Origin of the sequence: Flammeovirga sp. EKP202 (assembly GCF_014534745.1) — a bacterium.
GTDB lineage: Bacteria > Bacteroidota > Bacteroidia > Cytophagales > Flammeovirgaceae > Flammeovirga.
Genome location: NZ_JACVVP010000007.1, coordinates 95,908 through 115,594, shown reverse-complemented (window position 1 = coordinate 115,594; position 19,687 = coordinate 95,908). Strand labels below are relative to the sequence as shown.

13 protein-coding genes are annotated in these 19,687 nt (G+C 35.2%); 7 read left to right on the top strand and 6 right to left on the bottom strand.

Annotated features, from left to right (window positions below; genetic code table 11):
- The first annotated feature begins 31 nt into the window (after positions 1–31).
- Together IC221_RS06015 and yidC are read left to right on the top strand one after the other, a co-directional pair.
- Positions 32–1,678 carry a CTP synthase gene (locus tag IC221_RS06015; protein WP_188168100.1) on the top strand — a complete coding sequence of 549 codons (1,647 nt, stop codon included), beginning with the start codon at positions 32–34 and terminating at the stop codon, positions 1,676–1,678.
- A gap of 182 nt (positions 1,679–1,860) precedes the next feature.
- On the top strand, positions 1,861–3,669 hold the full coding sequence (yidC, locus tag IC221_RS06010; RefSeq protein WP_188168099.1) for a membrane protein insertase YidC: 1,809 nt from the start codon (positions 1,861–1,863) through the stop codon (positions 3,667–3,669).
- A gap of 187 nt (positions 3,670–3,856) precedes the next feature.
- Here yidC and IC221_RS06005 read toward each other — a convergent pair whose 3' ends face one another.
- The 5 genes from IC221_RS06005 to IC221_RS05985 all read right to left on the bottom strand — a co-directional run bounded on the left by IC221_RS06005 (position 3,857) and on the right by IC221_RS05985 (position 8,679).
- Positions 3,857–4,453 carry a hypothetical protein gene (locus IC221_RS06005; RefSeq protein ID WP_188168098.1) on the bottom strand — a complete coding sequence of 199 codons (597 nt, stop codon included), beginning with the start codon at positions 4,451–4,453 and terminating at the stop codon, positions 3,857–3,859.
- Positions 4,454–4,524: 71 nt separating this feature from the next.
- Complete coding sequence (locus IC221_RS06000; protein WP_188168097.1) at positions 4,525–6,411, bottom strand: amidophosphoribosyltransferase; 1,887 nt, start codon at positions 6,409–6,411, stop codon at positions 4,525–4,527.
- A gap of 149 nt (positions 6,412–6,560) precedes the next feature.
- Positions 6,561–7,658, bottom strand: coding sequence for a leucine-rich repeat domain-containing protein (locus IC221_RS05995; RefSeq protein ID WP_188168096.1), 1,098 nt, complete (start codon positions 7,656–7,658; stop codon positions 6,561–6,563).
- Positions 7,659–7,762: 104 nt separating this feature from the next.
- A complete protein-coding gene (locus IC221_RS05990; RefSeq protein WP_188168095.1) occupies positions 7,763–8,173 on the bottom strand; it encodes a thiol-disulfide oxidoreductase DCC family protein in 411 nt (136 codons plus the stop codon).
- A gap of 5 nt (positions 8,174–8,178) precedes the next feature.
- Positions 8,179–8,679, bottom strand: coding sequence for a hypothetical protein (locus tag IC221_RS05985; RefSeq protein ID WP_188168094.1), 501 nt, complete (start codon positions 8,677–8,679; stop codon positions 8,179–8,181).
- Positions 8,680–8,747: 68 nt separating this feature from the next.
- Here IC221_RS05985 and IC221_RS05980 point away from each other — a divergent pair, with 68 nt between their 5' ends.
- The 5 genes from IC221_RS05980 to IC221_RS05960 all read left to right on the top strand — a co-directional run bounded on the left by IC221_RS05980 (position 8,748) and on the right by IC221_RS05960 (position 18,304).
- Positions 8,748–9,692 (top strand): D-2-hydroxyacid dehydrogenase, encoded by a 945-nt coding sequence (locus IC221_RS05980; RefSeq protein ID WP_188168093.1) that lies wholly within the window; start codon positions 8,748–8,750, stop codon positions 9,690–9,692.
- A 170-nt stretch (positions 9,693–9,862) separates the two neighbouring features.
- Positions 9,863–10,468 (top strand): hypothetical protein, encoded by a 606-nt coding sequence (locus IC221_RS05975; RefSeq protein ID WP_188168092.1) that lies wholly within the window; start codon positions 9,863–9,865, stop codon positions 10,466–10,468.
- 203 nt (positions 10,469–10,671) lie between these two features.
- Positions 10,672–14,451, top strand: coding sequence for a caspase family protein (locus tag IC221_RS05970; protein WP_188168091.1), 3,780 nt, complete (start codon positions 10,672–10,674; stop codon positions 14,449–14,451).
- Between the two features lie 295 nt (positions 14,452–14,746).
- Positions 14,747–17,374: a valine--tRNA ligase gene (locus tag IC221_RS05965; protein WP_188168090.1), complete on the top strand. Its 2,628-nt coding sequence runs from the start codon at positions 14,747–14,749 to the stop codon at positions 17,372–17,374.
- Positions 17,375–17,527: 153 nt separating this feature from the next.
- Positions 17,528–18,304, top strand: coding sequence for a DUF4292 domain-containing protein (locus IC221_RS05960; protein WP_188168089.1), 777 nt, complete (start codon positions 17,528–17,530; stop codon positions 18,302–18,304).
- Between the two features lie 235 nt (positions 18,305–18,539).
- On the opposite strand, the gene lpxB is transcribed toward IC221_RS05960, so the two are convergent.
- Positions 18,540–19,670, bottom strand: coding sequence for a lipid-A-disaccharide synthase (gene lpxB / locus IC221_RS05955; protein WP_188168088.1), 1,131 nt, complete (start codon positions 19,668–19,670; stop codon positions 18,540–18,542).
- Positions 19,671–19,687: the final 17 nt, after the last annotated feature.

The window sequence follows — 19,687 nt, the reverse complement described above, 5'->3', positions numbered from 1 at the left end:
TTGCACAAACAAAATGTGAAATCTTCGAAGTATGTCTTCTCGTACACAAACAAAATTTATTTTTGTCACAGGTGGTGTGACATCATCCCTTGGAAAAGGAATCATTTCTGCGTCTCTTGGCAAACTATTACAGGCAAGGGGCTATTCCGTAACCATTCAGAAATTTGATCCATATCTAAATGTCGATCCAGGTACTATGAATCCTTATGAGCACGGTGAGTGTTATGTAACGGATGACGGTGCTGAGACAGACTTAGATTTAGGTCACTATGAGCGTTTCTTAAATGTTCCTACTTCTCAGGCGAATAATGTAACAACGGGTAGAATCTATCACAATGTTATCTCAAAAGAGCGTGAAGGGGCATATTTAGGAAAAACAGTACAAGTAATTCCACACATCACTGATGAAATTAAAAATAATTTCTACAAAGTAGCTGAAAATGGCGAGTATGATATCGTTATTACAGAGATTGGTGGTTGTGTTGGTGATATTGAGGCCTTGCCATTTATTGAAGCCGTTCGTCAAGCAAGATTAGAGCTTGGTGCTTCAAGATCTATGGTAATTCACCTTACGTTAGTTCCTTACTTAAGAGCAGCGGGTGAATTAAAAACAAAGCCTACACAGCACTCCGTAAAACAATTATTGGAAGCAGGTGTACAACCCAATATTTTGGTTTGTCGTACTGAGCACCATATTCCAATGGACATGCGTCGTAAGATCGCATCGTTCTGTAATGTGGACCTTAATGCAGTAATTGAATCATGTGATGCATCTACAATCTATGATGTGCCATTATTGATGCAAAAAGAAAAACTTGATGAAATCGTATTGATGAAATTAAGTTTGCCGGCTTTCCAAGATCCAAATATTGATAATTGGTTAAGTTTCCTTCAAAAATTAAAAAATCCAAAAGATACTTTACGTGTTGGTTTGGTCGGTAAGTATGTTGAATTACCAGATGCTTACAAGTCAATTGTTGAAGGTTTTGTTCATGCAGGTGCTGTGAACGAAGTAAAAGTGAAGCTGGAATACATCAAAGCGGAAGAGCTACTAGATAGAGAAGAAGCTGTGAGGATTTTAACAAGTTTAGATGGCGTTCTTGTTGCTCCAGGTTTTGGAGAAAGAGGTATGGAAGGAAAAATCAACGCTTGTAGTATTGCAAGAGAAGAGAAAATTCCTTTCTTCGGCATCTGTCTTGGTATGCAGTCAGCAGTAATTGCTTTCGGTAGAGATAAAGTTGGTTTATCGAGTGCAAATTCATCTGAAATGGATGAAACAACTACTGAACCTGTTATCGACTTGATGGAAGACCAGAAAAATCTTTCTCAAATGGGAGGAACGATGCGTTTAGGTGCTTACCCTTGTGAATTAAAAGAAGGTTCTAGAGCACAAAAAGCGTATAAAACTTCTAAAATTTCTGAGCGTCATAGACACAGATATGAGTTTAACAACAAGTATTTGGAACAATATGAAGCAGCAGGTATGGTGGCTACGGGTATCAACCCTAAATCAGGTTTGGTAGAAATTGTTGAGATTCCAGATCATCCTTATTATGTGGGTGCACAATTCCACCCAGAATATAAGTCTACTGTAGAAAACCCTCATCCTTTATTTGTTTCATTCGTGAAAGCAGTGAAGGATTTGAAAGATAGCAAAGAAGAGATTGTAAGTGCTTAATTACAATCAATTTATGAGATAGCCCATAGGTAATTTTATCTATGGGCTTTCGTTTTTTAAATTCTTTATTGTCTTTTTTCAAGATTAAGACAATAAAATTCGTAACTTTGCACGCATTTTAAGTACAAAAAGCACGAGAAAATCAATAATATTTATTGATATCGTAAATTAATAAGAGTAAAATGGATAAGAATCAAACGACAGGTTTTCTGTTGTTATCCGCACTATTAGTAGGATATATGTTTTTCTTCCAGCCGGAAACGCCTTTGGAAGATCCTATTCAAACGCAAGAGACTGCTACCAATGTAGTGGAAGGACAAACAGAAAATCAAACTTTTCAAACAACTAACGTTGAAAGTGATTCAGTATTAATGCAAAAATTTGGTGTGTTCGGTAGCGTAATGAACGGTACATCCAAAGAAGTAGCGATAGAAAATGAAAATGTAAAAATCACTTTTGATACAAAGGGCGGTAATGTTACAGATGTATTGTTAAAAACTTACCAAACGTACGACAAAAAACCTTTACACTTAGTTGATCCTGCACATTACAAAGTAGAAGAGAAATTACCTACACAATATGGGGTAATTGATATTAATACATTAAACTATACTGCAAATGTTTCTATTGCTGGTGATAAAGTAGAAATGATTGCAAAAACCGCCGAAGGAAATGTTTTGATTAAGAGAACGTATTCTTTAGCAGATGAAGATACTTATGTGGTGGATTATGATTTGGACCTTTCAGGTGCTCAACCATTTATCCAAGGCCAAGATATCTCTTATGTGTGGCACCAAGATATGAAATCAGTAGAGAAAGACATGAAAACATCACGTCAGAAAACTACTGTCAACTACTTTACAAAGAAAGACGACTTTGATTACTTGTCAATGACTTCTACTTCAAAAGAAGAAGAGGCAATTCAAGAACCATTAGCGTGGGTATCTGCAAAACAAAAGTTCTTTAACGTTGCTTTGATTACAGATAAACAGTTTAACAGAGCAAACCTTATCTCTGATTACAACGAAGACAATACTGAAATTGTAAAGACTTTTGATATTGCTTTCCAAATTCCTTTGAGTTCACTTCAATCTGCAAACCTTAGATATTACTTCGGTCCAAACGATTACCGTGTTTGTGAAGCTGTAACAACAGGTTTTGAAGATAACGTATACTTAGGTTGGGCTTGGACAACTCCATTGTCAAAATACATCTTTATTCCAATCTTCGAATTCTTAGAAGGATTTGAGTTGGGTTACGGGTTAATCATCTTTATTATGGTGGTATTGGTGAAGTCTGTACTTTACCCACTTACTTTCAACTCTTACAAGTCAATGGCGAAGATGCGTTTGTTGAAGCCAGAGATGGACGAGTTAAAAGAAAAGTATGGTGATGACCAAATGAAGATTCAGCAAGAGACAATGAGCCTTTACAGAAAAGTAGGAGCGAACCCATTGTCAGGTTGTATTCCTATGTTGGCTCAGATGCCTTTCTTCGTGGCACTTTATAACTTCTTCCCTAATGCATTGCAGTTAAGAGGGCAATCGTTCTTATGGGCAGATGATTTATCAACATATGACTCGATCTTAGACTTACCATTCAGTATTCCTGCATATGGTGATCACGTGTCATTATTTACTTTACTTTGGGCGGTTTCAATGTTAGGATATACTTACTTCCAAAACCAGTCACAAGTACAGTCAAACCCTCAGATGCAGATGGTATCTTATATCTCACCTGTATTCTTCTTATTTTTCTTCAACAGCTTCGCAGCTGGTTTAACGTACTACTACTTCGTATCGAACTGTATCACTATCGTTCAGCAAATTGCTTCTAAGAAATTTGTAAACGAAGATAAGATCCGTGCCGTCATGGAAGAGAATAAAAAGAAAAATGCCAATAAGAAAGCTGGCGGATTAACAGCTCGTTTAGACAAAGCGATGAAAGAACAACAAAAGGCACAACAAGAAAATAAAAAGAAGAATAAATAATTCTCTTTTAGCGATAAGAAAAGCTCATCAAATTTAGTTTTGATGGGCTTTTTTATTGGTTATAACGTCCTAAAACAAGTTGACTAAATTGTAATAAAATTTATCTCAAACAACAAAAAAGTGAAATTTTCAGAATCTCCGAAAACTTATAACTTTTCATTCAAATAGTATGAAAGAAAAACTTGACTCAAGAAAAAATCCCTTTTATCTTATCCCAAATCGTTTCTTCTACTTTATTGATTTTCCCCACTTTTACAGAAGAGCTACTTTTTTTCTTTCCTTTAGGCTGAAAAGGAATAGGATTGTTGGTCAATCTTTTGAACCACTGTCTTTGCTCAATCTGCAATAAATACTCTTCCAAAGGCATATCTTGCCCCCACATTCTCTGAAGTTTATCGATTCTCCCTTTGGCGTCCTCAATACTCATCTCAGTACGAGCGGCGATAGATTCATCAGAGAGTTTTTGATTAAAATGAAGTTGAAGTAAAAGTAAGTCCTCATCTCGGAATTTAATTTCCACTTCTTCAATATCAAACTCCTCTTGATTACCTGGGAAATGTTTCTTGATGATATCGATAAACTCCTCTTCACTAGATGTTCCTGAGTAAAGCGTATGAGTCAAGGCCTTACAGAAGCCTCTTTGAAACAAGTATTTGTCTTCAATGTCCTTTTCATCCAATAGAGGATAAAAGAAATCATTGTAAGCTCTCTGAATGATGCGTTCTTCTTTATTTTGAAACCCTAAAATATATCTTGATGAGGGTAGGAGTATTCTTTCTTTCATGATTTAAATTTAAAAACAAAAAGGCTAAGATCTTTTAAATCCTAGCCTTTTGTTGAGAAGAAAAGTTTTGCTTAGTAAGCTCTAACTTCTTTTCCTTCCATATAATTTACAAAAGCTTTGTGTACTACTCTCATGCCTCCTTTAGTAGGGAAGTTACCAGTGAAGTACCAATCACCTAAGTGATTTGGACAAGCTATGTTTAAGTTTTCTACAGATTGGTAGATTACCTCTACGTCCGCCTTAATATGACCTAACTTGATAATGTTTGCAATTTCCTCGCTGATTTCATCATCTGTAAAGTTATTATAAAGCGACTGAACATGGTTGGTTTCAAAATCCTCAGCACGTAAGATTGATTTAGAACGGTAGTAAATCTCGTCTAATAAATCTTCTTTGCCTGTCTTTTTCATCAAGTTCACCATTGCTCTGAAAGCAACGAATTCCTTCATTTTAGACATGTTGATACCATAACAGTCAGGGTATCTAATTTGAGGTGCAGAAGAAACAACGATGATACGTTTTGGCTCCAAACGGTCTAACATATTGATGATAGACTTTTCAAGTGTAGTACCACGAACAATCGAGTCATCCAATACCACAAGCGTATCAACTTTCTTTTTGATTACTTCGTACGTAGTATCGTATACGTGAGCAACCATATCATCTCTCATCGTATCATCAGCAATAAAAGTACGTGCCTTCACGTCTTTGATTACTAATTTTTCTTGACGAGGTCTGAAAGTCATCAGTTGTTCAAGTTCTTCTCCAGATACTCCTTGTTCAACAGCTTCCAAACGTTTTTTGACTAAGTATTTGTCAATACCCGCCATCATTCCAAGGAAAGCAGTTTCTGCAGTATTTGGAATGTATGAGAACACTGTATTAGCAAGATCGTAGTTCAACGTTTCAAGTACTTTTGGAACTAATAGCTCACCAAGTTTCTTTCTTTCGCTGTAGATTGCAGGATCAGTACCTCTTGAGAAGTAGATTCTCTCGAAACTACAAGAAAGCTTTTCTTTTGGAGTTAAGTACTCTACTTCTTTGTAGTTGGCATCCTTGTCAATGATCAAAGCATTACCAGGACCGATCTCTTTGATTTTATCGTATTCAGCATTAAATGCTGTCTTGATTGCTGTTTTTTCTGAAGCAACAACTACGATCTCATCATCAGCATAGTAATATGCCGGACGAATACCGTTTACATCTCTTGCTACAAAACCAGCACCATGACCTGTAAGACCCATGATAGCGTAACCACCATCAAAATCTTTACATGAACGAGAAAGCACTTTTGAAAGATCAAGTTCTTTTTCAATACGTTCAGAAATGGCAATATTATCTAAGCCTTGTTCTTTGTATTGTTGAAATAAGTCTTGAACTTCAAGGTCAAGGAAATGACCAATTTTTTCCATTACAGTTACCGTATCAACATTTTCCTTAGGGTGTTGCCCCAAAGTCACCAATTTGTCGAATAACTCGTCTACATTGGTCATGTTGAAGTTTCCAGCCATGATTAACTGTCTGCTTCTCCAGTTGTTGTTACGCATGAAAGGGTGGCAATGTCCAATAGTGTTTTTACCATGAGTACCATAACGAAGGTGGCCCATGTAAACATCGCCCATGTAAGGAATGTTTTCTCTTAAATAATCTGCATCAAGATATTTAGAAGTGTCTTTGCTTATCTTGTTCAGTTTTTTTCCTACCTTCTTAAAGATGTCATTGATAGGATCAGCTTCAATCGACCGAGCTCTGTCAATAAATGGATTGCCTGGCTTCATATTGAGTTTGATACTCGCAATACCGGCACCATCTTGACCACGGTTGCGCTGCTTTTCCATTAATAGGTACATCTTACTGATCGCATATGTAGGAGTGCCATATTTCTCTATGAAATAAGACAGCGGCTTCCTAAGTCGTAGCATTGCAATGCCACACTCGTGTTTTATGACTTCACTCACTGGAGTATAGAGGTTAAATTAAATCCACTGCAAAAAAAGTCTTATTTCTATCTATTACCAAATTACCATCAATAAAATATTAAGGATATGTGATATAAAGATGAAATAAGACTTTTAATTTCAATTCTTTTACAAGTGTTTGATTTATTTTAAAAGAAATCAGTTTCTACTTCTGGTCGTGCCTGTTTAAAGGCTTCCACATTTTCAGGACTCACTTGGGAGTCTCTAAAGTACATTATTGTAAGCGGTTTTACTTTTTCCATAGGTTTCACATCATTTACTTGTGAACCCGTGATGATCAAAATACTTAATTCAGGTAATTCAATCAATGGACTCAAATCGGTTACAGGGGTATTAGAAAATGTCAGTTCGTTTAACCCCACTGTTCTTGACAGCACTGTAATGTCGTTGACTTTACTGTCTGAAAAGTAAAACGTATGCAATTGTTTCATTTTTTTCAATGCATAAATATCTTCAATTTCAGAATTGCTGATGTTTAAGTGCTCAAGCTTTTTAAGGTTCTTGATGGGGTCAAGGGTTGTTACTTTAGTTTTTTGTATCTGAAGTAACGTAAGGCCTTTTATTTTTTTGATGGGTGTCAGGTCTTCTACTGCGGTGTAAGACAGCTTAAGCTCTTTTAAATTTTTTAGTGTACTGATAAAGGTTAAATCGGAGACGCTTGTTTCGTCTAAAGACAGTGACGTCAATTCCTTAAAAACAGATAAAGAAGCCCAATCATCAAATGATTTATTCTGGAATAGATCAAGTGTGACAAGTGGAATATTTGCTAAAGGTGCTAAAGTTTTGACTCTTGTTCCTGATAAGAAAATTTCATGAATCGTAGTAGAATGATCTAAAGGAGTGAGGTCATTGACTCTAGTGTAAGCCAAATTCAACCTTTTCAAATGATGCATGTTCATCAGAGGAGTAAGATCTTTCACTCTTGTATAGGAAATATCAACGTCTTCAAGGAGTGTCAACGAAGCAATAGGATCTAGTTTTGTGACAATTCTCTCGTCACCATAGTCATCATAACCAGATGCATTAATTGCTGTCAAGTTCTGAATCCTAAGAAGTCCCTCTTTATTCATTTCATCTTCCTGCCACATGATTTGCGACATGAAAATTCCTTTCCAATATTTATCTAATCCATTCCACCATTCCATAGTTAACTCTTCTTGAGCAAATGAGAAAGTAGAGGATGTAAAAAATATAAGTAAAAAGAGAAGGTTCTTTTTTAAAGTCATTATTTTCATTATTGAAAAATGTTCAATTTCGTTATTTAAGGAAGCATAAAACTATTAAGCCTTCAATTTTAATACGTTCATATTGTATTCATATTGTGCTTCTCTTACAATTCTGTTGTGGTATATCTTCTTTTTTGATGAATAAGGTCACACTGATCCTCTTTCTTTCCAAAAAAAGAGTACCTATACTTTGCTATAAGATCGTACCAAAAGTTCGTAAACCAGTGAGGTAAATGCTTTCCAATCTTAAATAAATACCAAGGAAAGCTTAAATGTGATGCAATAATTAATGCTGCTTCTGCTTTTTTGTAAGCACGCTCACCATCAATCAACACTATGCTGTCAGTGTAGTCTTGAGGTAAGTGGTGTTTATTGAGTAATGCAACACCTTCTGGAGATTGTAATGAGGCGAAACTAAAAACTTCTTTTTTATCCCTTTTGATGATGAATTGAACACTCTTGTCACATAAATTACAGACGCCGTCAAATAATACTATTTTAGGTGATTTATCCATTTATATTAATTGATAATTGTACAAGATGGGTTTCTTAATAAAACGGTTTGCAGTTGAGTTTGTTCTATCATACAGCCTTTAATACTTAATATTTTTAGAGGCAAGTCCATTATCTCTGTAATATCATCGACAAAAGTGTCATTAAGGTATAATTCTTCTAAACTTGAAGTGAGGATTAGTGCGTCCAATGCCATAATTCCTGTTCCTTCAGCATGTAGCTTTTTGGTCAGTGGGAAATACATCAATGGATCAATATCATCAATCGGTAAATAGGCACAAAAAATATTTTCTAAAGGAGATAATCGATGGAAAAAGGTGAAATTAGGCCAGTCTTCCATAAACATTTTTTCGTTAAAAATAGATTCATAAACTACTGAAGGGTCTTTATGCTCTTTTAGTAAATCTATAACTTTATCAGAATCAATATTTTCTTCTTGAACTTTAACACTAAGTACAATTATATTCTTCCAAATTTGTGGGATTTTTCTCCAAGTAGTTACTTTCATTTTATTATTTTTAGGTGATTTTTAATGATCCTTGTCTTTTTTCGCAAGGTAGAAAACATATAGATAAAATGGCAAAAATAGTTTTTTTAGATAAAGCATCATTAGGGGATGATATGCAATATCAACTAGATAGATTTCAATCGCTTGGTGAAGTAAAATATTATGATGCAACTACTCCATCTGAAACTGCTGAACGAATTCAAGGGGTTGAAGTGATTGTTACGAATAAAGTAGTCATTGACAAAGAAATGATGAAAGCCAATCCTCAGCTGAAACTTATCGCCATAACTGCGACTGGAACAAACAATGTGGATTTGGAAGCCGCGAAGGAGTTAGGCGTAATTGTAAAGAATGCTGTCAACTACTCTTCAGAAAGTGTGGCTCAACAGACATTCGCGATGTTATTATCACTTTTGAATCATATTCAAGAGTATGATGAGTTTGTGAAAAACGGTAATTATTCAGCATCAAGTTCTTTTACTTGGATCGGACAAAGCTTTTTCGAACTAAAAGATAAAACGTATGGTGTTTTCGGCATGGGGAATATCGGTAGAAGAGTGGCTGAAATTGCAACTGCATTTGGAGCAAAAGTAATTTATTATTCCACTTCAGGAGAAGTAAGAGACGAGCGTTTTGAATTAGTAAATCATGATGACTTTTATAAAAGAGCTGACGTCGTTTCAATTCATGCACCTCTTAATGAGAAAACGGCGAATGCGATCTCAACGAATGAATTAGAAATGATGAAAGAAAATGCAATTCTAATAAATGTTGGTCGAGGTGGAATTGTAGATGAAAAAGCATTGGCAGAGGCCATTGATCAAGATAAAATTGCCGGAGCAGCGGTAGATGTATTTGTTTCAGAACCTACACCTTCAGATAGCCCATTAATGAATGTGAAGAAAAAAGAGAAGTTAATGCTTTCACCTCATATCGCTTGGGCGAGTAAAGAAGCAAGAGCAACACTTTTGGATATTACTTTTAATAATGTAGAGGGGGCAATGTGTAAATAATGTTTTTACACAACCTTCAATCGTTCATTTTTTTAACTGAAATAATTTTTTAGGTTTAGATGATGATTTTTTATCTGTTAAACCTAAATTTAAAATTGCAAACTATAAGACTGACGGCATGTTGGTCTGAAATGGTGTTAATATAGTTAATAACTAATTTTTTAATTTTTATGAAAAACGTATTTTTTTTAATCACCTTATTATTAGGTGTAGTGACTACAACGTTTGCTCAAAGTAAAAGAAACTACAAACCAGGCGAAGTCTATACTACAACAGGCGTCAAAAAAGGGTATTTTGATGTATCCAATAATGTGAGAGGCAATAGCCATAGGATTTATTTCAAGAGTGACTTGTCTCAAGACAAACCTGAAAAGTTATCTTCTAATTATGTGAAGAAGATTGTAGGAGAAGATGGTCAGAAATGGAAACAACATAGGGTGCAACACCCTGCAGCGGTAAACAAGTTTAATGCATTGATCCCGTCTTACATCACAGGTTCAGTTGAGGTGTACGAATATGGCATGACTGCAAGTACACCCGTAGGAGTAGGAGGTTTCTCTATTGATGGGTTTATCTCTTCCAATACCTATTATATTTCAACAGGTGATGCAAAAGGGGAAAAGCTTAAACGAAGCGGATCGAAACTAAAAGCTCAAGTGGCAAAGTATTTAACTGGAAATCCTGAAATTATTGAAAAGCTAAACAACTTAAAGGAAATTAAGCTAGAGTCGGTTTTTCCTTTAATCGTAGAATATAATCAGGCAAAATCGATGTAAACTTGTCTGTTATGAAAAGTCGAAGTCATCTCTATTTATCTGATTGAATAAATGGAGATGACTTTTTTTGTTCTATCAATTTGTTCGCGTTTCATTTTGTAGATTAAGCTCAATTTCAGAATTATTCGTTTTATTTTGCCCTGCTACTGATAATTCTCCATATTAGTAAAAGACATTTTTGCTTCATATCAAACTGCCATACAGTGAAAACTTATTTCTTTAACTTACTCTTATTTATATTCTCAATTACAGCTTTCTGTCAAGAAACAAATACTAGAGGTTTAGTACTTCAGGATGGAAAGAATGCACATAATTCCATTAAGGCATTAATTGTTGGTGTCTCAGAATACGCCAATTACCCCAAACAATCTCAATTAAGATATGCTGATAATGATGCAATGGCTTTTGCGGAGTTTTTAAAGCAACATACCTCTATTGAAGAAGAAAATATCCACCTCTTAACGAATGATCAAGCATTTTCTCTTAATGTAAAAAATAAGCTAAGACAGATTTTTAGCACAGCAGAAAAAGATGATTTGGTGATTATCTACTTTGCAGGTCATGGTGATGTAGATAATGATGGAGAAGCCTATTTAATTACAAATGATGCTGTAGCTCCAGAGGAAGGAGGGCATGACTGGGGAATAGAAGGAGCAATAGAAATTGATAGACTTCAGAAAAAAATCAGTTCCAATACATCCAATAAAGGGTTTAAAGTTTTACTGATTACTGATGCATGTAGGTCGGGACATATTACAAAAACAGACAATACAAACGCAACCATCAATGCATTAATGCAAGATTGGAACAACACCTACAAATACGTCTCATGTGGACCAAATCAGTTGTCGCAAGAAGGTTCACAATGGGGTGGAGGTCATGGTGCATTTACCTATTATTTTTTAAGAGGTTTGATGGGAGAGGCAGACCAAAGTGGTGATAAAAAGATATTACATGCTGAATTAGGGATTTATATCAATAGTAAGGTAAGCATGGATACTGAGTTTAAGCAAGTTCCTCAATACAAAGGGAATGCTTCTGATATCTTGATGGAAGTGGATGAGAATCTATTAGATTTAGTCAAACAAGATAACTACAATCTGTTGTCAGGAACAGTAGCTTCAAGGGGAAATGAAAATAAGCTTGAAAGCACAGCATCCTCACTAATGAAATCTTTTTATGAAGCTATTGAAGCCGATAGAATTCTTCACCCAAAATATCTGCCCTATACTGAACAAGTAGATCTGAAATTTTTAAAAGGAGTTCAATTGGGAAAAGTTTCTCATGTTGCTGTTACTAATGAAAAGGTTCTTGTGGTAAGAAATGGAAAAACGGTCGAGGTTTTTGATAATGAAAAGAAAATTAAAAACTCATTTCCATTACCCAATTATCCTAAAATGATAGGTTACGAAGGTAATATTTTTGTGTTTTCTGATAAAAACAATTCAGTTCATTTTTATAAAGGAAAAGAAAAGATAAAATCAGAAACTTATCATAAATCAGAGATTACATCTTTAAAACTTTCATCCAATGGAAAAGTATTTACAGGTGATGCTAAAGGTAATATTTATTCATATTCCTTATCTCAAAATCCCAAAAAAGAGTTTAGAATAAAAGGAAGTGTAACAGGTATCGCAATCACAGACCCAAGTGATCGAATAGCTCTCAGAAATGAAAAAGGTGAGGTTTCAATTTTGGATGCTGATTTCTCATTGATTTCATCTTCCAAATTATCCCCTTCTAACAGTCAAAAGATGTTTTTCATGAACAATGGAAATCTATTATTGGGATTAAATTATGCCACCGTTCGTTCTATTCATACATCCAATGGAAAAACGATCAAAGATTACCGTCTTCCTAAAAATGAAAAGCCTCATAAAATCACCAAGCTCAATGATAATTACTTATTGGTTCTAGGAGAAAACTCTAGTTTATTTTTTATAAATGTAGTTGAAAATACGGTCACACCAGCTATCAAACACCCAATGGGTAAGAATTTTAAATGGAGCAGTAATTCAAAAGTACTTGCCTCTGTTAGCACATCTTCCGTAGTAAATGCCAATGTAAAAGTACCAATACCATTTGCAAGTGAATGGTATGATAAAATTCAAAAAGATAATTCTATTAGTAGCAGAGAGAGAAACGATGCTAAAAATACTTTGGCAGTAGCCTTACAATACAAAGCCCAAAAGATCATGACACCTTTTGTTTTGGGTAAAAGTATTACGCCTTCTGCCATTGAAATAAAAGAAGCCATTTATGAATTGAATTATGCGAACAAGTTATATAGAGGTGATACGGAATTAGTAGAAATGGTCAATTTAAGAAGGTGGTTTTTACAAGCCTATCTGATCATCGTTGAGAATAATGTAAAAGACTTTCCTCTAGCTATTTCTTACTTAGAGAAAATTCTGAAAATAACGCCTGAGGCAGCCTATCCATATAACGGTATTGCATTGATCAATCAGAAATTAATGAAGCTGGAGAAAACCAAAGAAACTGTGGCCATTGCTGAGAAAATGAAGCCTACTTGGACTGAACCTAAAAAGACGATGGTCAATACCTACCTTACTGAAGAAAATTACCATGAGGCTTTAAGAAAAAATGAAGAGATTATAAAGATCACTCCAAATGGATTAAAAGGGTATTATGGTAAAGCAAATATCTACATTAAGATGGGCTATTATCAGAAGGCTTGGGAATTGGTGAAGAAGATGGAAGAAATTAATACGAATGACCCTAGTGTTTGGGAAACAAAATTAGAGGTACTGTTGGCTTTGGGACAATTGAAATACGCCCTTGCTTTAGTCAATCAAAATAATAGTCTTAATAAAATATCAGAAAAAGGATATGCTGTTCAATCTAGTTTTTGGACAAAGATTTATGATCGACAAACACAAACCGTAGACAAGTTGATTTTAGCAGAAAAGACTTTGTTAGATGGAATAAATGTTTATCCTACATCACCGGAATTGATGGCTCAGCTTGGTAAATTGTATACTGAATATGATTTTGTTTTCAAGAAATCGAGTAAAGACGTCAATGCATTTCTAGACAAAGCTTTGATTCTAGATCCTTTTAATGCTACTGCTTTAAGGTATAAAGCTCAGTACGCGATCCAAATTGAAAACAATGTTTCATCTGCTAAAAACTATACCGTAAAGTACACTCAAAAAAGAGGGAGATTCTCGGATCTAGATATTTTCTTAGGTTATGTTGCTTATGCACAAAAAGACTTGGAGGCATTGGCAAGTAGTGCAAAGACGGCTTTATTGAAAAACCCATACAAACTAGAAAACTACAAACTCTTATGGAATACTTATGTGGAGTTGAATAAAGAAGAAGAGTTGAAAGAATTATACTTGATGGGTAAAGATATGTTGCCCGATACCCCTTGGTTTGACTATAAATATGGATTGTATTTTACTGGTCGTAAAGATTACAGAAAATCAGCTTCCTATATCGAAACCGCATTAAGTATTTCACCCGATTATAATTATGCTTATGTAATGAAAAACCCAACAGTAGGCATCAAGAAGTTATATGATTACAACTCTGTAAAAAAGAAAGGTGCATTTTATTTGGTGTCGAATAATACAGCACAAGGTTTAATAGATTATGCAGGACGTGCGGTGATTCCTTTGGAATTTGTAAGTGTAGAAGTCTTGAAAGATGGATATACAATTGGTACAACCAAAGAAGGAAAAAAACAATTTACCTCACCAAGTGGGCAGTTATTAGGAGGGCAGAGGTATGACTTAATGGAGCGACTAGAGTGTGGTTTGATCAAAGTGCAGTTGAATGGTAAAATGGGTTGTATAGATGCAAAATCAGGAAAATTAGTCGTGCCACTGAAATATGATAAAATTACAAATGGAAGATGGTCAGGTCGTCCGACTGCATGTTGTAGATATAGTAGCAGTGATAGTGATCAATCTGCTGATTTCTATGATGAGGCAGGGAGGTGTGTTTCTTGTGATTAAATCTAGACAAATATATTATTGAAGACTTTTCAATGACTTGAAAGGTCTTTTTCTATTTAAAATAGATAGAAAATTTTAATGTTGAGAGGTAATAAACTTTTATTTGATAATTATAAAATATTGAAAACTAGTCTATTAATAGCTAAGGCTCTGACTGCTGATTAATTTCTAAATTATTAATACCCAAATCTTAATACCAATCTGCTTTTTTGATTAACTTTGCAGATCTGAATTCATGGGTGTTCCCATGAGTTTACTTTATAATTTTAGTTTTTGTAATTATTAAATCATAGCTATGGAGCTAGCGTCAAAGTACAATCCTCAAAACATAGAGGACAAGTGGTACCAATTCTGGTTAGATAATAAATACTTCCATTCGGAGCCAAATCCTGAAAAGAAGCCGTTTACTGTCGTCATACCACCACCAAACGTCACTGGTGTGTTGCATATGGGCCACATGTTGAATAATACTATTCAAGATGTATTAGTAAGACGTGCTCGTATGAGAGGTTATGAAGCATGTTGGGTACCGGGTACGGATCACGCATCTATTGCAACAGAAGCTAAAGTTGTAAAGATGCTGAAAGAAGAGCATGGTATCAACAAGTCTGATATCTCTCGTGACGAGTTCATGAAATATGCTTTCGAATGGAAAGAAAAATACGGTGGAATTATCTTAAATCAATTACAGAAGTTAGGTGCTTCATGTGACTGGGACCGTACTCGTTTTACAATGGAAGACGAGCTTTCTAAAGCCGTAATCAAAGTTTTCGTAGACCTTTACAAAAAAGGGTGGGTATACAGAGGTGCTCGTATGGTAAACTGGGATCCGCAAGGAAAAACAGCTTTATCAGATGAGGAAGTAATCCACAAAGAGGTAAACTCGAAGCTTTATTATGTGAAATACCCTATCGTTGGTAAAGAAGGAGAGTTTGTAACAATTGCTACGACTCGTCCTGAAACAATTCCTGCCGATGCTGGAGTTTGTGTAAACCCTAACGATGAGCGTTTCAAACATTTAATTGGTCAAAAAGTAATCATCCCTACTACGGAAAGAGAAGTTCCTGTATTTGGTGATGACTATGTAGATATTGAATTTGGTACAGGTTGTTTAAAAGTAACTCCTGCTCACGATATCAATGACTACGAGTTAGGCTTAAAGCATAACTTAGAGGTGATTGATATTATCGAAGAGGATGGTACTTTAAATGCAAAAGCAGGTGCCAAATATGACGGTAAAGACCGTTTCGTAGTTCGTAAAGAGATCGTTAAAGACCTTGAAGAACTAGGGAACTTGGTGAAGGTAGAAGAACTTCAAAACAAAGTAGGTACTTCTGAAAGAACAGGTGCGGTAATCGAGCCTCGTATTTCTACGCAATGGTTCGTCTCAATGAAAGAAATTGCAAAGCCTGCATTAGAAAATGTAATGAATGACAACATTCAATTACATCCTGCGAAGTTCAAAAACACTTACCGTCACTGGATGGAAAATGTGAAAGATTGGTGTATCTCTCGTCAGTTATGGTGGGGACAACAAATTCCAGCTTTCTATCTTCCAAATGGTGAATATGTAGTAGCAGAAACTACTGAAGAAGCTTTAGCTTTAGCACAAGAAAAAGATCCTTCAATCACTTTAGAGCAATTGACTCAAGATGAAGATGTATTGGATACTTGGTTCTCTTCTTGGTTATGGCCAATCTCAGTATTTGATGGTATTACTCAACCTGAAAATGAGGAAATCAACTACTACTATCCAACAGATGATTTGGTAACTGGTCCAGATATCTTATTCTTCTGGGTAGCTCGTATGATCATCGCAGGTTATGAGTGGAAAGGTGAATTACCGTTCAAGAACGTTTATTTAACAGGTCTTGTACGTGACAACCAAGGACGTAAAATGTCGAAGTCATTAGGTAACTCTCCAGATCCAATCGACTTGATGAAAGTGTACGGTGCGGATGGTGTACGTGTTGGTTTATTATTATCAGCAGCTGCAGGTAACGACTTATTGTTTGATGAGAAATTATGTGAGCAAGGTCGTAACTTCGCGAATAAAATCTGGAACGCTTTACGTTTAGTAAAAGGTTTAGAGGTAAGTGAAGAAGCACAACCTGAGGCAAATAAAATCGCTATCGACTGGTTTGAATCTCGTTTCAATCAAGTATTGGAAGACGTAGAAGCAAACTATGAGAAATATAGATTGTCAGATTCATTGATGTCAATTTACAAATTGGTATGGGATGACTTCTGTTCTTGGTACTTAGAGATGGTGAAGCCTGCTTACGGTTCTCCAATCGACAAGGCTACTTTAGAAGCAACAATCAACTTCTTCGAGAAAATCGTAAGATTGTTACATCCATTCATGCCATTCTTAACTGAAGAAATCTGGCATGCAATCAAGGATAGACAAGAAGGTGAAGCTTGTGTAGTAGCAGAGTACCCAACAGTACAATCTTTCGATGCAGAATTATTAGCTCAAGCTTCTGATGCATTTGAAGTGATTTCTCAAGTGAGAAATGTACGTAACCAAAAGCAGATTGGACCTAAAGTGGCATTACCAATGTCTATTTTAGCAAAAGATACGACGGTTTATGATCGCTTCGGTGGTATCATCAGCAAGTTGGCTAACCTTGAGTCATTGACAATGGTTGATGCAGAGGTAGAAGGTGCTACTCAATTTTTATACAAGTCAGACAAATGTTTCATTGACGTGGCAGATCAAATTGATGTAGAAGCTGAAAAAGAAAAGTTAGCAAAAGAGTTAGAATACACTAAAGGATTCTTAGCGTCAGTTCAAAAGAAATTGTCGAACGAACGCTTTGTTTCTAACGCTCCTGAGGCAGTTGTTGCAACTGAGAAGAAGAAGCAAGAAGATGCAGAGAGTAAAATCAAAGCATTAGAAGAAGCTTTAGCAAAACTCTAAGAAGATAATGCTTATATTAGAAGGCAATCGTACATGTACGGTTGCCTTTTTTTGAATAGAAAAGATTACAATAAATGTCCAAGCGTGGATTTTATTTGTTGTTATATTAATAATTGTGTCACTTTGATCAAGTTCAAAACTGATTAATCAATAATGAAAAAATATTTACTCTTGTCCCTAATGGTGGGAATGTTGGGTTGTCAACCAAAATATACTTCAACAACAACAGGAGATAAGAACTCTGAATTAGATGTTCGAAATCTAGAATATCAATACCTTTCAACAAAAGGAAAACTCATTTTCAATAGTAAAGGAAAAGAAACCAAGTTGGCTGTTGATACTCGCATTGAAAAGGACAAGCAGATGTGGATGTCAATGCGTGTAGCGAAGATTGAGGGGTTGAGAGTACTTGCTACAAAAGATAGTGTTTTTGCTCTGTTGAAAATGGAGAAAGAAGCCTATGCACTAAGCTATGATGATGTTGAGTTATTGTTAGGTACTCGTATTGATTATGACTTGCTTCAATCAATTTTTACCGGTGATCTGCCATCTACATTTGAGGAGTCAAGAGTAAAGATGGGAGAGGAAGACTTTATTTTAACTAGAAAAGACAAAGGCCTTGAATCTATTGCTTCAGTAAATAGAACCTCTCAAAAGCTAGAGAAAGTTGCGGTGTTATTGAAAAAGGAGAAGAAAGTAGCAACGATTGATTATGATACCTTCCAACCTGTAGTAAATGGAGCTGATCAATCAGCACCTTTTCACTCTCTAGTAAAGGTTGGAGTAGGAAATCAAGATAAAGTAATGCCTGAAACAACTGTAGAATTGAATTTTTCAAAAATAGAAGTCGAACCTGAAGCTCAGAAGATGCCTTTTAAAATTCCTTCTAAATATAAATTGAGAGGGAAAGAGGCTTTTAAGATAAAGTAATAATCTATACTTGCGCAAGTGTTCAGCGGAGCGTCACTTGTGCTCATAATTGCTATAAGTCTGAAGACTTATAGCAATACCAAACAGACCTAAAAGTCTACAGACTTTTTTCATATATAGGTCCAAGTCACGCTTTCAGCTTAAGACTTGAACCAGTTTAAAGGTCAATAAAAAAACTCATACTTTCTTGATCGGGAAGTATGAGTTTTTTATTTCAGTATATTCAGAGTTGAAATTAAAACTTCTGCTCCGGAATTCCTTCGGTCAAGTACTTGTACATCAATGATGCAGCCTTTTTAGAAGTACCTTCTGTTTTAATCATCGCTTTCATTTCTTTATAATCTTGAATGATTTTCTCTCGCTTTTCATCCAAAGTATAACCCAATTCTTTTTCAAGGTTTTCTGTTGTAAACTCACCTTGAATTAGTTCTTTCACTACTTCTTTGTCAGCAATTAAGTTTACTAAAGAGATAAAACGAACTTTGATTAAAGCTTTAATAATACTGTAAGTTACAGGACTAGTTCTATAGCATACTACTTGAGGGACTTCAAATAAAGCCGTTTCAAGTGTTGCTGTTCCTGAAGTGACTACTGCAGAAGTAGCTTTTGTTAGCAAATCATAAGTTTGATTGAAGATCACTTTAACTCCAAGTTTCTTTGCTTCATCATAAAGTTCAGAAGGTAGATGTTCAACACCAGCTACCACAAACTGGAATTCATTGCTATCATATTTAGGGATGATAGTCAGCATAGTATTCATAATAGAGCTAACTTCTTGATATCTACTCCCAGGTAGAATGGTAATGATCTTTTTGTCAGGATCTAATTGATTGTCTTGCAGGAAGGTTGGAGATGGCTCAAACTGATTTATGGCATCAAAAAGTGGATTGCCTACATAATCTACATCATAATCATATTTTTTGTAGAATGCTTTTTCAAAATGCATGATCACAAACATTCTATCTACCACATTACGGATTCTTTTTGCTCTACTTTGATTCCAAGCCCATACTTTAGGAGAAATATAATAGAAGACTTTAGTACCTCTTGGCTTAACGTATTTCGCTATTTTTAAATTAAAGCCAGAGAAATCCACTAAGATTACAACATCAGGCTTCCAGCATAAGATATCCTTCTTACAATAATTCATAAACCTTCTGATGGTCATCAAATTCTTGGCAACCTCTAAAAATCCCATAAACGAGATTTCAGAATAATGATGAATTAGTTCACCTCCAACTTTTTGCATCTCTTCACCACCCCAAAAACGGAATTCAGCTTCCGGATCATTTTGAAGTATCTCTTTCATTAAGTTGGAAGCATGTAAATCTCCTGATTTCTCTCCTGCTATCAAATAGTATTTCATTGTTAAGAAGTATGGTA